Below are 15,709 nucleotides of genomic sequence, written 5' to 3'. Positions count from 1 at the left end.
GGCTAGCGCACCTTTTCCTCGATCAGGCTCGGCTCGCGCACGGATTCAATGGCCCAGAACACCGCCTCCGGAGTGGCCGGAGAGGCCAGCTGAACCGAGCAGCCGGCCGGACCGAATTCGGCCACCGCCTGCCGCAGCGCCTCGCGCACCGAGAAGGCCAGCATCAGCGGCGGTTCGCCGACCGCCTTGGAACCGTACACCGCTCCTTCCTCATGGGCCTTGTCCAGCAGCGAAACGTTGAAGACCTCGGGCATCTCGGAAAAGCTGGGGATCTTGTAGGTGCTCGCGGCCTGGGTGGCCACTCGTCCACGCCCCGGACCATCCGAGGTATCCCAGCGCAGGTCTTCAAGGGTCAGCCACCCGGCGCCCTGCACGAAACCGCCTTCAATTTGCCCCAGATCCACCAGCGGCGAGAGCGAGTCGCCCACGTCATGCACGATGTCCACTCGGGCCAGAGTGTAGGACCCGTCAAAGCGGCTGACCTCCACCTCGCTGGCGGCTACCCCGTAGGCGAAGTACTTAAACGGGGTGCCAGACATCTGGCTCAAATCCCAGTGCAGACCCTCGGTCCGGTAGAACCCGGCTGCCGAGAGCTGGATGCGCTGGAAGTAGGCGTCCCGCACAATTTCTTCCCAGCTCAGCTCCTGGCTCTTGCCCAGGGCGGTGATCTTTCCGTTGCCGAAACGCACCTCATGCGCCGGAACGCCAAGCTTGCCGGCGGCGACCTGCGCCAGCCTGGCCTGGATCTGCTCGCAAGCGTCCTTCACGGCGCCGCCATTGATATCGCTGCCGGAGCTGGCGGCGGTGGCCGAGGTATTGGGCACCTTGTCTGTGCGAGTTGGCGCGATGCGCACCGCGGACAGCGGCACTCCCAAGGTGGTGGCCGCGACCTGCAGCATCTTGGTATGCAGGCCTTGGCCCATCTCGGTGCCGCCGTGGTTCACCAGCACCGAGCCGTCCTTGTAGACCAGCACCAGGGCGCCGCCCTGGTTGAAGGCGGTGAGGTTGAAGGAGATCCCGAACTTCACCGGGGTGAGTGCCAGGGCGCGTTTGGTGTTCTCATTGCGCGCGTTGAATTCGCTGATTTGCGCCTCGCGCTGGGTGATCTGGGCGGATTCCAGGACCTGCTGCCAGGCCGCGTCGAGCCGTTCGGGATGGCGCACCGGCTGGTAGTACGGGGTGTCCTGACCCTGCGCGTAGAAGTTGCGCCGGCGCAGCTCGCGGGCAGCGATCCCCAGCTTGGGGGCGACCCGGCCCAGGATGTCCTCCATCACCAGCATGCCCTGCGGCCCGCCAAAGCCGCGGAATGCGGTCTGTGAGGTCTTATGGCATTTGGCAATCCGTCCGCGCACCCGGATATTCGGGACCCAGTAGCCGTTGTCGATATGGCACATCGCACGGGTAAGCACCGGTTCGGACAGATCCAGGCTCCATCCGCCGTCCGCGGTGAGGCCGGCATCCAAGGCCAGGATCTTGCCCTGCGCGTCGAAGCCGATCTTCCAGGTCGCGTAGAACCCGTGGCGCTTGCCGGTCATGGTCATGTCCAGGGTGCGGTTCAAGCGAACCCGCACCGGACGCCCGGTGAGCACCGCGCCCAGCGCGGCGAGCGCCGCGTAGCCGTGCGGCTGCATTTCCTTGCCGCCGAACCCGCCGCCCATCCGCAATACCTGCACCGTCACCTCATGGGCCGGGATGCCGAGCACATGGGAGACGATATCTTGGGTTTCGGTGGGGTGCTGGGTGGAGCAATGAATCAATATCTGGCCGGACTCGTCAACCAGGGCGAGCGAGTTCTGCGTCTCAAGATAAAAATGCTCCTGGCCGGAGAATTCGAAGTCCCCTTCAAAGACATGTGCCGCGTCGGCGAAGGCCCCGGAAATATCCCCCTTGTCGATGGTGGGCTTGATCCCGTGGAAGCTCTGGGCGGCAATGGCCTCCTTGATGGTGATCAGCGAGGCACGCGGCTCGTAGTCCACCTTGACCGCCCCCGCCCCGGCCTTGGCGGCTTCGAGATCTTCGCCGAGCACCCAGGCCACCGGTTGGCCGTAGAACATCACCTCGTCGACCGGAATCATGGGTTCGTCGCGTTTGGCGCCCTGGTCGTTGACCCCCGGGATATCGGCGGCGGTAATCACCCGCACCACCCCGGGAATTGCGCTGGCGCCGCTGGTATCGAGGCCCAGGATCTTCGCGTGGGCTTCGGTGGACTGCACCGGGTAGGCGTGGAGTACCCCGGTGAGCCGTTGCGCCAGATCATCGGTGTAGCGCGCGGTGCCGGTGACGTGTTCGGCCGCGGATTCGTGGCGCTGGCGCTGGCCGACTACGGGCGATTCCGGGCGTTGTGAAAGCTGGCTCATGAGATCTGCTCCCCCTTTGCTGCGTTGGTGCGGGCGAGCTGTTCGGCGAAAAAACGCTCCAGCGAGGACTTCAGCATCGCCTTTCGATAGCTTGAGCTGGCCCGGTGGTCATCCATGGGGGTGCCCTCCTGCGCCATCTGCTCGGCAGCCGCATGGATAGTCGCCAAGCACCACTCTTTGCCTTCCAAGGCGGCTTCGGTGGCGGTAGCTCGCAGCGGAGTGGCCGCCACTCCGCCCAAGCCGATGCGGGCCTTGGTGATGTAGTTGTTTTCCACGCTCACCGCATAGCCGATGGCCACCGAAGAGATATCGTCAAAGCGTCGTTTGGAGATCTTCTGGAAGCTGGTCAGGACCGCCAGCGGCAGCGGGATGCGGATCGCGGTGATCAGTTCCCCGGCGGCCCGCACCGTCTGCCGGTACCCGGTGAAGTACTGCGCCAAGGGCACGATGCGGCTACCCGAGGCGCTGCCCAGCACGAGGTCCGCTTCCAGCGCCAGCAGCGCCGGCGGGGTATCCCCGATCGGCGAACCGGTGCCCAAATTGCCGCCGAGGGTGGCGCCATTTCGGATGAGCCGGGAGGCGAACTGCGGGAAGAGCTGGCCGAGCAACGGGATCTTGCCGGCCAGAAGACGTTCGAGTTCGCTCAGCGTGCAGGCGGCGCCGAGTTCGATATAGTCTTCGCCGAAGTGAATTTGGCGCAACTCGGCAAGCCGGTCGATGGCCAGCACCGAGCGGGCCCGCGCACCTTTGATATTGACCTCGACACCCCAGTCGGTGCCGCCGGCCACGAGCAGGGTTTCGGGTTCCTCGGCCAGGATGCCAAAGGCCGCGTCCAGGCTGGCCGGGCGCCGGAAGCGACCGGTGCTTCCGGTGGGGGTGTCCACCCGCGTGATATCGGTGGACACCGCCGCCGGTGCGGCTTGCCCTCGCCGGGTGGCAAGCTCATCTTGTGCATCCGGTGCACCCAGGGCATAGGCCGCGTCACGAATGGGTCGATACCCGGTGCAGCGGCACAAGTTGCCAGAGAGCGAATGCAGATCGAATCCATTGGGTCCGCACCGGTGCTCCTCGCCGTGCTCCGCGATGACTGCGGTATTGGCGATTCGCTCCGGGCGGTAGTATTCGGCGGCCATGGAGCAGACGAATCCGGGGGTGCAATAACCGCACTGGGATCCGCCGCGATTGGCCATCTCCTCCTGCACCGGATGCAGGTTTTCCACGCTGCCCAGGCCTTCGGAAGTGATGACTTCCTGCCCGTCGAGCGATGCGGCCGGCAGCAGGCAGGCATTCAACGCCGTCCAGCGGGTCCCCTGCCTGTCGCTGCGGGCCACGAGGATCGAGCAGGCGCCGCATTCGCCCTCCGCGCATCCCTCCTTGCACCCGATGAGCCCTTCGCTACGCAGGAAATCCAGCGCGTTGGTATGCGGCGGGCCATCGAATTCACGGATGGTTCCGTTGACGGTTATTTGGCAGCTCGATTTTTCCGTTGTCTCGGCGGTCATGCCGCTGACACCTCCTGCACCTGAGAGCTCAGGCGCACTATGAATGATTTTGGATGGTTGACTAGTTTCCGCCGGGGCCCAGCCCCGGGGAAACACTCGATGAGCTGCGCGCGGAGGGCAGCCCTCCGCGCGCGGCGACGATTAGTCTCCGTGCGCGATCTGGCCCTTGGACCAGGCAACACAACCAGCCATGATTAGCCTCCAAATTTCGGATCATGGAAAATCAAGTTCATTCATTCTAAGTGAAGTGCATCACAGCAACTAATGTCAACTTTTATTCATCACCTGCTCAGCCAAGCAGGGTGGTGATCGGCCCGCGGGCGAAGTAGACCAAGAACCCGGCGGCAACCACCCACATCAACGGGTGAATCTTCTTGTAGCGGCCGGCCGCGGTATTCACCACGACCCATGCGATGAACCCGGCCCCGATGCCATTGGCGATGGAGTAGGTCAGCGGCATGGTGATCAGCGTCAGGAAGGCGGGCAGGGCCGAGGAGAATCGCTTGAAATTGATCTCGCGGATCTGCGCGCACATCATGGTGCCGACCAGCACCAGCGCCGCGGCGGCCACCTCGATGGGCACCACCGAGGTCAGCGGCGTGAAGAACATCGACCCCAGGAACAACGCCCCGGTGACCACGGAGGCCAAGCCGGTGCGCGCCCCTTCCCCGATGCCGGCGGCCGAATCCACATACACGGTATTCGAGGATGAGGACCCCATGCCGCCGGCGACCGCACCCAGGCCTTCCACCACAAATGCGGCCTTGAGCCTCGGGAAGGTGCCGTCCTTTTTCGCAAGGCCCGCATTTTTGGCCAGCCCGGTCATGGTTCCCATGGCGTCAAAGAAATTCGTGAACACCAGGGTGAAGACCAGCATCGTCGCCGCGAGCGCACCGATGCGGGAGAAGGAACCGAAGAGATCGAAGTCGCCGGCCAGCGACATGTCCGGCAGCGCGACCACCTGCCCCTGGAGCACCGGGATGTTCAGATGCCAGCCGTGCGGGTTATCCGCGCTGCCCGCACCGATCTTGAAAACCAGCTCCGCGGCGACGGCCAGCACGGTGGAGACCACGATGCCGATCAGGATCGCGCCTTGCACTCCACGGGCTACCAGCGCGCCCATGATCAGCAGCCCAATCACAAAGATCATCGTCGGGATCGACACGATCGATCCGCCATCTCCCAGCTGGACCGGAGGACCTGCGGGTGTGCGGGTGACAAAGCCGGAGTCCACGAACCCGATGAAGGTAATGAACAGGCCAATGCCCACCGTAATCGCGGCCTTCAGGTCCTTCGGGATCGCGCGGAAGATGGCGGTTCGAATGCCCGTCATTCCGAAGACCACAATCAGCACGCCGTTGATCACCACCAGCCCCATGGCTTCGGCCCAGGTGACCTCCTGGATGACCGAGACCGCAAGGAAGGAGTTAATGCCCAAGCCGGCGGCCAGCCCAAAGGGCAGGTTGGCGATCACCCCGAACATGATGGTCATGACCCCGGCGGTCAGCCCGGTCATGGCCCCGACCTGCGCTGCCGGCAGCCAGGTTCCGGCGACATCCACCGGTGCGGCGTCGGCGCTGAATCCGCCGAGGATCAAGGGATTGAGAATGACGATGTAGGCCATCGTGAAGAACGTGACGATTCCACCGCGAAATTCCCGCGCGAGCGTGGAACCACGTTCGCTGATCCGGAAGTACGCATCAAGCAGATTGCGTGGACCGCCGGGGCGCGCTTGCAGACTACCCGGCTTGGCTGCATTGCCCGTTTTCTTCGGTTCGGCTTGCGGGCGACTTGTCATAGTCATGGCCCGGTCCCCTAATAGTCCGTCCGGGTCTCTAGCGAGTCCCATTCTTGGAAAGGCTTCAAATGCTCCTTGCTGGCGCTCTGGAAACAATCCACCGGCATCAGCGCGCGGCTGGAATTGGGTTCAAAGTATTCGTAGAACACCGCATCATCAAAGCCAGCGTCGGTGGCGTCGTGCCGGTTGGCGGCGAAGTAGACCTTGTCGATGCGCGCCCACAGCGAGGTGGCCAGGCACATCGGGCACGGCTCGCAGCTGCTGTAGAGCACGCATCCACTTAGGTCGAAGGTGCCCAGCGCGGCGGCCGCGTTGCGGATGGCCACCACCTCGGCATGGGCGGAGGGGTCGTTGTTCGCGGTGACGCGGTTGACTCCCTCGAAGATCCGCCCCGAGGCAGAGACAACAACGGCTCCGAAAGGACCTCCGTTGTTGCGGACATTGGTGGTGGCAATATCGATGGCCATCGAAAGATAGTCTTGGCCAGTGGTAGTAACGCTCATCGCGTGGCTCCTCATGCTTCGGACAAGCCAGCCGAACGGTCCCGTTTATCTCGGGCGCCGACCGTACTCATCTGCTGAAATAGATCAGTTGCACGCCCGGTAGATAGCGACCCAGAGATGGGTGCCCGCCATAGACAGCTACGAGATTATCAACGGAATGTGACCTGCGCAACACTTTTTTGAAATAGCTTTTTCGCATCATGAACATTTTGCCCGCCCGGATTCCACCCCGTTTCGGCACCGACAAGTGCCGATGACCAGCAGCGGCGGAAGCTGGAGGAAGCAAAAAAATCGACAAAAACCTTGCGCCTCGGCCCGCCAGCGCAGGCGGTCCGATCCACGAAGCAAATGCGGCAGCTGCGCTGCCGGCCGACTTCCGAGGTCAAAGTGGGTCGAAGTGATGCGGGTCAACACGATCCAAGGTATTCTCGACTTCGAATCACTTGTCTCTTGCCGGCGGCCCTTTGGCGACATCGAATTTTCGCCGCGGACCATCGGCGGCCAGGCCTCAAGAATTCAATGTTGACCTACCACCTCGGTAGCTTCGCACATTGCGCGGATGCAGTCTTCCCATGTCAATAGCTTGAAGTCACCCAATCAGTACTTTTTCAGGAGGTGCACCGTGGCTCTGAACGTAGACCCCATCAAAGTGGCAGACGCGCGCGGCCGAGCATTGCGAGACCTGCGGATCTCGGTGACCGACCGGTGCAATTTCCGTTGCGTTTACTGCATGCCCAAGGAAGTCTTCGGCAAGGATTTCCAGTTCCGCGAACGCTCGGAACTGCTGAGCTTCGAAGAAATTGAGCGGCTTGCGGGTATCGCGGTGTCCCTCGGCGTCAGCAAACTTCGCCTCACCGGCGGCGAGCCGCTGCTGCGGCGCGGAATCGAGGACCTGATTTCCCGGCTGGCGGCGCTGCGCACGCCAGAAGGAAAACCGGTAGATCTCGCGATGACCACCAACGGGTCGGCCTTGGCCATCAAGGCGGCCGCGCTCAAAGAGGCCGGACTGAACCGTGTGACGGTATCCCTCGACTCGCTGGACAACGAGCGCTTTCAAGCCATCAACGACGTCAAGTTCCCGGTCGACAAGGTTCTTGCCGCCATCGACGCGGCGGCACTAGCCGGCCTCGGCCCGGTGAAGATCAATACCGTGCTCAAGCGCGGAGTCAACGACGACGAAATCCTCGACCTCGCCGAGCACTTCCGCGGCACCGGGCATGTGCTGCGATTCATTGAATACATGGACGTCGGGGCCTCCAACCAGTGGCAGCTGGAAGAGGTTGTGCCCTCCGCCGAGGTGATCGAGCGGATCTCCGCCCGGCACCGGCTCGAACCCGCCGCGCCAACGCAAATGGGAGAGACCGCCAAACGCTGGAAGTACGCCGACGGGTCGGGTGAAATCGGCGTCATTTCCTCGGTCACCGGCGCCTTTTGCGGCGATTGCACGCGGGCCAGGGTCTCGGCCGAAGGCCGGCTGTACACCTGCCTCTTCGCCTCCGAAGGCACGGACCTGCGCGCCTTGCTGCGCTCCGAAGCCACCGACCGGGACATCTCCTTGGCGCTCGGCGGGCTGTGGAGCAAACGCGATGACAACTATTCGGAGCTGCGCGCGGCCTTGGAGCCTGGGGACCGCAAACGCATCGAGATGTCGTATATCGGCGGGTAGCTCGCTACTTGTTAGCTGGGCCCTCACCCCCGCCTGCGGCTTATATCGGTCGATGCAACGTGCTCTGGGCCCAGGCAGCCAATTAATGCCGAGCCTTCTGCACTTTGCCCGGCTTGTTTCCGTGGGCTCGGGTTTCTATTCCGCGCCCGGATTCGGTGGTCGGGATTTCTTGAAGAAATATCGCTGAAATCCCGAGCGAAGAAGATAGGCCCCCGATCAGGGGCTTAGCCGGCCGATTCAAGCCGCGGCGCCTGGCTGCTCCTAGCGCTCCCGGCATAAACGGGCAGAGGCCCGGAAACCATGGATGGATCGGCGAGCGCCATCTTCTTTCCCTGACAGCCATTGCGCTGCAAGCCGCATCGGGTGCCACGACTAGGGTCTGCCACTAGGGAAAATACCGCTGATTTCGAACAGATTACGAGGATCTACCGCGGCGGCGGCAAGCGCCGTGAATTTAAGTTCCCTTCGGTGCAACACCGACCGTACCTGAGTGAAATGCCCCTCTGGAAAGCTGAAAGCACCAGCTAGCAGCGAGAGGGAACGATTCGCGTGAGTATCAATTTAGAGTCAGAGCCCCAGATGGGTCGCGGTGTCGCTACAGTCGACGCGTCGCTTCAGTTGTCCAAGGGACGCTGGATCAACAACTGGGACGCCGAAGACCCTGCATTCTGGAATAGCGTGGGCCAGAAAACCGCGGCAATCAACCTGCGCTGGTCGATCTTCGCCGAATTCCTCGGCTTCGTGGTGTGGCAGCTATTCGCCATCGTCGCGGTATACCTGCCGGCGGCCGGTTTTGAATACAGCACCTCCCAGCTCTTCTGGCTGATCTCCATGCCAAGCCTCGTCGGTGCCACCCTGCGCATTCCCTATACGTTCATGGTGGCCCGTTTCGGCGGACGCAACTGGACCGTCGTCTCGGCCTTGCTGCTGCTGATCCCGGCCGGCGGCCTGGCTCTTGCCGTCGCAAATACCGACACCCCGTTCTGGGTCATGCTTTCGCTGGCAGGCCTTGCGGGGTTCGGCGGCGGCAACTTCGCTTCCTCGATGGCCAACATCACCTACTTCTACCCTGCGGCGCAAAAGGGCTGGGCCTTGGGCCTGAACGCCGCCGGCGGCAACCTCGGGGCGGCAGTAGCCCAGCTGCTGGTGCCGGTCGCCATCACCGTATTCGCTGCAGGCTCCCTGCAGCTGCCGATGGCCGGCATCGTCTGGATCCCGTTCATCCTGCTCGCCGCCTTCGGCGCCCTGCGCAATATGCATAACCTGTCCAATGCGCGCTCGGATCTGCGCGGAGCCCTGGCCTGCCTGCGCGAACCGCATCTGTGGATCATCTCGTCCCTGTATATCGGCACCTTTGGTTCGTTCATTGGCTTCTCCGCGGTATTCCCGAAGCTGATCGCCGATACGTTCACCGAATATTCCGGCTTCGCGCTGGGCACCGCCACGATTACTCTGGCTTTCCTCGGCCCGCTGGTCGGTTCCCTGGCCCGCCCCTACGGCGGCAAGCTCGCCGACCGTTTCGGCGGCGCGCGCATCACGCTGGCTTCATTGTCGCTGATGGCGCTGATCACCGTGGGGCTGGTGCTCACCTTGTCGGCTTCGAACTTCTGGGTGTTCCTGGGACTCTTCCTGATACTGTTCACCGCCAGCGGCGTGGGCAATGGCTCGACCTACCGAATGATCCCGGCCGTCTTCGCCTTGCGGGCGGATATCGGCAAGGACAGCGTCGGAGCGGCCCGCAAATCCGCGGCGGCCCTGGGCCTGATCTCGGCCATTGGCGCCTACGGCGGATTCCTGGTCCCGCAGGCCCTGGGGCTTTCGGTCTCCCGAGCCGGATCCTACCTCCCGGCATTCTGCGTCTTCGTCGGGCTGTATCTGCTGCTGATGGCAGTGACCTGGTTCTGCTACGTACGCCGCGGCAGCATCTTTGCACAGCAAGGAATCTAAATGACCTCCCTCACCGATACGCACTGCCCCTACTGCGCCTTGCAATGCGGCATCACCCTGGAACCTGCCGCCACCGCCCAGGCAGCCGAACCGGTGGCGCTCAAGGGACGGAACTTCGAAACCAACGGCGGGGCGCTGTGCCGCAAGGGCTACAGCGCCGCACGGTTGCTCGGCCACCCCGAACGGGTGACCGAGCCGCTGCTGCGCCAGTCAGATGGCTCCTTTGCGCCCATCCGGTGGGAAGCGGCACTGGATTTGATTGCCGAACGCGCCAGCAGCATCCGCGCCGAGCATGGCGCGGATGCGGTGGCGGTATTCGGTGCCGGCGGGTTGACCAATGAGAAGGGCTACCAGCTGGGCAAGTTCGCCCGGCTGGCGCTGGGTACCTCGCGCATCGACTACAACGGCAGGTTCTGCATGTCCTCGGCGGCCATGGCCGGCAACCGCAGCTTCGGCCTGGACCGGGGATTGCCGTTCCCCCTGGCCGACCTCGACGGCGCGGGAATGATCCTGCTGCTCGGATCCAACGTGGCCGACACCATGCCGCCGTTCGTCCGCCATCTGGAGGGTGCCCGGAGCAGCGGGGGGCTGATCGTGGTGGATCCGCGCCGCTCGACCACCGCCGAGCTCTCGGCCAACGGGGCCGGATGGCATCTGCAGCCCACCCCCGCCACCGATCTGCAGCTGTTGCTGGGCCTGTCCCATGTGCTGCTCGCCGAATCGCTGGCGGACGAACGGTACCTCGAAGACCGGACCAACGGGTTGGCGCAGCTGCGCAGCTCCCTGGCCGCGTGGTGGCCCGAACGCGTCGAGAAGGCTACCGGCGTTCCGGCCACCGAGATCCGCCGCACCGCTCGCGCGCTGGCCGACGCCGCAAGCAGCGCAAAAAACGAGGGCCGCCCGGTCTACATCCTCACCGGCCGCGGGGTGGAACAACATGCCAACGGCACCGACACGACCACCGCAGCCATCAATCTGGCGTTGCTGCTGGGCCTGCCCGGCAGCAGCGCCGGGGGCTTCGGCACCATCACCGGACAGGGCAACGGACAGGGCGGGCGCGAGCACGGGCAAAAGTGCGATCAACTGCCCGGCTACCGCAAGATCACCGACCCGGAACACCGCAGGCATGTGGCCAAGGTCTGGGGAGTTGACCCGGAGATCATTCCCGGTCCCGGAATTCCCGCCGCCGAGCTGCTGCACACCTTGGGTTCCGAGCAGGGCTCGCGCATGCTTTTGGTTCATGGCTCCAACCCGGCCGTTTCCTCCCCGGATGCCTCGCGCGTTATCGAGGGGTTGCGCCGGCTGGACTTCCTGGTGGTCTGCGATTTCTTCCTTTCCGAAACGGCATCCGAGGCCCACCTAGTGCTCCCGGTGCTGCAGTGGGCCGAGGAGGAAGGAACCATGACCAACTTGGAAGGGCGGGTGCTGCGCCGCCGTGCCGCTCTGGACGCACCGGGCCAGGCACGCAACGAACTGTGGATCATGGCCGAACTCGCCAAGCGCCTGGACTCCCCCGGCCACTTCTCCACCGACGCCCGCGAGGTCTTCGAGGAGCTTCGCCGCGCCTCAGCCGGAGGACTGGCGGACTACTCGGGGGTGGACTGGGACGACCTCGATGCGGGAGCGGCCATCTATTGGCCCTGCCCCGCCGAAGCAACAATTTCCCGAGAGCCGGGGGTCCGTTCGGGTACGCCGAGGCTCTTCGTGGAACGTTTTGCCCATCCCGATGGCAAGGCGAAGCTCGTCGCGGTCTATCCAGCGGCCACTGCGCCGCAGGACTCCCAGCCCGGCGCAATATCACTAGTGACCGGCCGGTTGCTGGAACACTACCAGTCCGGTGCGCAAACCCGCCGTGTGGCCGAACTGCAGGCGGCGGCGCCCGAGGCCAGACTGGAAATCCATCCGGCCACCGCGCTGAACCACGGCATCACCGACGGCCAGCGGGTGCGGGTGGGAAGCGGGCAAGGCAACATGGTCGCACGCGCCACGCTGACCACCACGATTCGCCTGGACACCGTATTCCTTCCCTTCCATTTTCCCGGCAAGAATAACGCGAACGTCCTGACTCCCGCGGTCGTCGATCCGCTCAGCGCCATGCCCGAGTTCAAGCATGTCCCCGTCTCGCTATGCCCCTTAGGAGAAGAGTCTTGATTTTGCAGAACAAGGAACGCATTGTCATTATCGGGTTTGGCCCGGTGGCAGCCTCCCTCGTTGAGGGACTGCTGCCCGCAGTGACCGCCGGAACCATAGAGCTGATCGTGGTGTCATCCGAAAAGCACCTGGCCTACAACCGCGTGCTGCTCGCGGAGCTGGCCGTCGGCGCCACCCGCGCCGAGCACCTGGGCATGGTCGATGAAACCCGCTTGCGCAACGCCGGGGTTGTCCTGCAATTGGGCCGCACCGTGAAGCGCGTCGACCGCTCCCGCCGCCAGGTTCTGCTCGAAGACGCCGATCCGCTGAGCTACGACCGGCTGGTCTTCGCCACCGGCGCCCGGCCAACGATCCCCGCGCTGAACGGGTTGAACTTCGACCCGCATTCCGAGGCCCAGCTCCCCCACGGTGTGCTCGCACTGCGCACCCTGGAAGACGCGATGAACCTCAACAAGGTTTTGCAGGGCAACGGCCGGGTGCTGGTGCTCGGCGGCGGAGTCCTGGGCATCGAAGCGGCGCTGGCCATGGCCGAAGCCGGGCATCGGCCGGTGCTGATCCACCACGGGCCGGCCCCCTTGGGACGGGTGGTGGATGCCGACGGCGGCACATTGCTGATCCGCAGCCTGCGCGCCGCCGGTGTCGAGGTGATTTCCGAGGCTCGCGCCACCGGAATCCAGAAGGATGAAACCGGATTCACCGGACTGGTCACGCAAACCCACGGCATCATCGAAGGAGCGGCCCTGGTGCTGTCCACCGGAGTGCGTGCGCGCACCGAGCTGGCCTCCAGCTGCGGGCTAGCGGTCAACCGCGGAATCAAGACCAACGAATATCTCGCCGCGGACATCGAACATCGCATCTTCGCCATCGGCGACTGCGCCGAGGTCGCCGGCCAAGCGCCGGTGGGCCTGCTCGCCCCTGGCTGGGCTCAAGCAGGCTGGTTGGCCCAATATATGCTCAGCACCCCGGCTCCGGGACCGGCCGACCCAAGCCTGCACGATCCGATCAGCCTCGCACCTCCGTCCCTGGAATCCTCGGATGTCCTGATGCTCAAGGGCCAAGGCCTTGAGCTGACCGCGGGCGGAGACATCGCCGCCGGGCTTTGGGACGAGTCCGGCAGCCAGGTCACCGTCTTCGCCGATCCGGCAGAGGGCAAATATCTGAAAATGGTATCGCAAGCGGGAGTGCTCACCGGATTCCTCGCCATGGGCCTGCCGAGAACCAGCGCGGAACTGGTGCTCAGCTACGAACGAGGCAGCACGCTGCCCGCGGACCGTTCGACGCTGCTGCGGCTTGATGATCCCGGAATGCTGGAACCTGCGGGGGCACCGGGACCGGATGACCAGCTCTGCCGTTGCTCCGGAGCCACCCACGGCCAGGTGGCCCATGCGGTGGAGGCAGGGTGCGCCACGGTGGCCGAAGTGGGCGAGTCCTGCCGGGCAGGCACCGGTTGCGGCGGCTGCCGCGCGGTGATCGAAGCGCTGCTCAAGACGCCAGTTCCGGCGTGAAGACCGCCTGATCCGAAACCGGATACCGGCTGAGCGGTTGAAAGATCCCTTGCCTTCGCCGACGAGCTTGGGTGGGCCTCGCGAAATCCGTCAGTCGAATTTGATCTCGCATCACTACAGCGTGGAAACTTCTCGAAGTTTCCGAGCAATCTTCTGCCAGTTATTCAATTGCCCCTTGTCCAACGGCTCTTCCGGACTCGTTGCCCAGGTGGAAATGTCCGTACTGTCAATGGACTGCGCAAGGTAGCAAATGACTTGCCGCTTAGATTCGGTGGACATTTCTGCACCTATGTATTCGGCATTCTCTACATCGGCGATCTCAGTGAGGTATGCCTGTGCGAACCAACCACCGGCCTCTGCGCCCGGCTAGCCAAGGTCATTAACTTCTTCTGACGCGGCCATGCCCAATTTAGGACAGAACAGTCAGGCGTATGCCTAATAAGTTTTGCTGCATGCCTAAAGAACAAGCGACTCATCCCAATAGTGAGGTCAGCGATCGTTTTTATTCCTCGGAACGCTGCCGGCTCTCCAATACTACATAAGATGTAAATTCCAACTACCTATGACGTAATTATGTTCTCAAATCTGTTGCGCTAGGACGATTCTTTGATTATCAAAATTCTGTTTGATAAATTGGTCGCAGTTAATTTCAGCTTCTCACCCTAGATAAGGCAAATTATGGGAAAACGACTGGTTACTGCAGGAATTGCGGGTGCAGTAGTTTCTGCACTTCTTTTCCCCTCTGTCGCGTACGCTGCAGAAAACCCTTCCGAGCAAGTTGCAAAAGCGGTTAAAGCAGCCACCCCTGACGAGCTGCCTGCGCCGGAAACAGATGCACAAGTACTACGTGATGAAATCACCCTGAGTTCTGACACCTCAGGTGACTCTTTGTCGATTCCTCTCATGCGAGATGAGCTCATCGAGATCCAGACGGACAGTGCCGAAGGTACAGAATCTTCGATCGGCATCTCTCTACCTCAGCAAGCCGGTGTGTCGAAGCGCGGAAAGACGCTCAACTCAGGAACGGCTGTATTCGGCGGAGACGGGGTTGATGTCGTAGTGGAGCCAATTGAAGCGAGTTCAGTGCGAATCAACACAGTGCTGAGCGCTAAGGAAAGCCCACACGAGTTCACTTATAAGCTGGATCTACCTATACAGGCGAAGCTCGAGCTGCAAGAAGACGGTGCGATCGCCGTGATCGATGAGGGCGTATTCATCGGCGGTGTAGCTGCTCCCTGGGCCCGGGATGCTTCTGGTCGCGAAATCTCCACACGGTACATAATTGATGGGCATTCGTTCACACAAATCGTCGACCGGAATGAATCAGTAGTCTACCCGGTTGTAGCTGATCCATGGGTCGGCAAGGCTTTGATCGCAAAGACTTCCTGGACGGCCTATAACAAGAAGTACAAGGGCTACACTTTGGAGGTTTACCCGACGCAGTGGGGCAGAGCCAACGTTTGGCTTTTGTTCGGACCTGCCTTGTACGGATCAATTCGTAAGGCGTTCTATTATGAGATGAACTCGAAAACCCCTGGTACTCGTGAAGAAACTGCGTCGATGCGAGATCAGCTGTACTGCCATATTGACGCGGTTCGTCTTAGGGACCCGCTCAAAAAGAGTTGGAATCTGGATACTTGGCGTCCGAAAGTGAGCTACGCACGGATGCTTCGGGCTCTGTGCAACCCTTTATAGAAAGTAAGTAACATGCGTAAAAGTCAGCGAAATGTGTGGGGCCTAATTATTGGTTCCTTGCTTTTGATCATCGGGGTCGTTCTATTCACTTGGTATAACATGGCAGTTCTCACCCCAGCCGAGATCCAACGGCTAGAGGCTGGCGGCAGTGGAGAAAACACTGCTTTTGAGAGCTTCGCGCTTTGGGGATCGCCAGTGCTCGCTCTCGCTGGTGCGGCCATCATAGCCATGGCGTGGATGGTTAAGCGAAAGAACAGAGCCGCGAGTTCTAACCCGCAGTGATGAAAGAAGGCCAGTACCGAATCGGTACTGGCCTTTCTGATCGGAGAGCTACTTGACACCCTTGTACTGGGTGTTGTCGACGCCATCGCTGGTGGTTAGCTTGGATCGCTGATTCTTGATGTGGATATTAATCGCTTCTGGTCGCTGAGGACTTGGCTGCAAACGTTCGGCGGCTCGGTCGTCGTATTGATTATTTGGGGTTGCTCATGTTTCGCCGCCGAGCGCACTGACCGCACCCGAAGACCACAAGAACGAACACGTAATGTCACCAAGGAGCCCATCACGCCGGTTATCGATGCCAAC

Annotated in this window: 10 protein-coding genes; 5 read left to right on the top strand and 5 right to left on the bottom strand. The window is 62.5% G+C overall.

The window, feature by feature from the left end; translation table 11 throughout:
* Nucleotides 1–2: 2 nt before the first annotated feature.
* The 4 genes from xdhB to CQ019_RS09540 form a co-directional block, all read right to left on the bottom strand.
* Nucleotides 3–2,357, bottom strand: a complete 2,355-nt coding sequence (gene xdhB, locus CQ019_RS09555) for a xanthine dehydrogenase molybdopterin binding subunit (protein ID WP_105569578.1) — start codon at nucleotides 2,355–2,357, stop codon at nucleotides 3–5.
* Nucleotides 2,354–3,859 (bottom strand): xanthine dehydrogenase small subunit, encoded by a 1,506-nt coding sequence (locus tag CQ019_RS09550; RefSeq protein WP_105569577.1) that lies wholly within the window; start codon nucleotides 3,857–3,859, stop codon nucleotides 2,354–2,356. The genes xdhB and CQ019_RS09550 overlap by 4 nt, the downstream gene beginning before the upstream one ends.
* 289 nt (nucleotides 3,860–4,148) lie before the next feature.
* A complete protein-coding gene (locus CQ019_RS09545) occupies nucleotides 4,149–5,663 on the bottom strand; it encodes an NCS2 family permease (protein WP_105569576.1) in 1,515 nt (504 codons plus the stop codon).
* A gap of 11 nt (nucleotides 5,664–5,674) precedes the next feature.
* Nucleotides 5,675–6,160 carry a nucleoside deaminase gene (locus CQ019_RS09540; protein ID WP_105569575.1) on the bottom strand — a complete coding sequence of 162 codons (486 nt, stop codon included), beginning with the start codon at nucleotides 6,158–6,160 and terminating at the stop codon, nucleotides 5,675–5,677.
* 622 nt (nucleotides 6,161–6,782) lie between these two features.
* On the opposite strand from CQ019_RS09540, the gene moaA reads away from it, so the two are divergent.
* The 4 genes from moaA to CQ019_RS09520 all read left to right on the top strand — a co-directional run bounded on the left by moaA (nucleotide 6,783) and on the right by CQ019_RS09520 (nucleotide 13,429).
* Nucleotides 6,783–7,826, top strand: a complete 1,044-nt coding sequence (gene moaA, locus CQ019_RS09535; protein WP_258133885.1) for a GTP 3',8-cyclase MoaA — start codon at nucleotides 6,783–6,785, stop codon at nucleotides 7,824–7,826.
* Between the two features lie 579 nt (nucleotides 7,827–8,405).
* Complete coding sequence (locus CQ019_RS09530; RefSeq protein WP_105569573.1) at nucleotides 8,406–9,773, top strand: MFS transporter; 1,368 nt, start codon at nucleotides 8,406–8,408, stop codon at nucleotides 9,771–9,773.
* Complete coding sequence (locus CQ019_RS09525; protein ID WP_105569572.1) at nucleotides 9,774–11,924, top strand: molybdopterin oxidoreductase family protein; 2,151 nt, start codon at nucleotides 9,774–9,776, stop codon at nucleotides 11,922–11,924.
* A complete protein-coding gene (locus CQ019_RS09520) occupies nucleotides 11,921–13,429 on the top strand; it encodes an FAD-dependent oxidoreductase (protein ID WP_258133886.1) in 1,509 nt (502 codons plus the stop codon). The genes CQ019_RS09525 and CQ019_RS09520 overlap by 4 nt, the downstream gene beginning before the upstream one ends.
* A gap of 114 nt (nucleotides 13,430–13,543) precedes the next feature.
* On the opposite strand, the gene CQ019_RS18490 is transcribed toward CQ019_RS09520, so the two are convergent.
* Nucleotides 13,544–13,708, bottom strand: a complete 165-nt coding sequence (locus CQ019_RS18490; RefSeq protein ID WP_176484196.1) for a hypothetical protein — start codon at nucleotides 13,706–13,708, stop codon at nucleotides 13,544–13,546.
* 399 nt (nucleotides 13,709–14,107) lie between these two features.
* On the opposite strand from CQ019_RS18490, the gene CQ019_RS09515 reads away from it, so the two are divergent.
* Nucleotides 14,108–15,124: a DUF2599 domain-containing protein gene (locus tag CQ019_RS09515; RefSeq protein ID WP_096286323.1), complete on the top strand. Its 1,017-nt coding sequence runs from the start codon at nucleotides 14,108–14,110 to the stop codon at nucleotides 15,122–15,124.
* Nucleotides 15,125–15,709: the final 585 nt, after the last annotated feature.

Source organism: Arthrobacter sp. MYb229, from assembly GCF_002975405.1.
Lineage (GTDB): Bacteria > Actinomycetota > Actinomycetes > Actinomycetales > Micrococcaceae > Glutamicibacter.
Note: the sequence above shows the minus strand (reverse complement) of the source record. Positions and strands in the feature narration are given on the sequence as shown.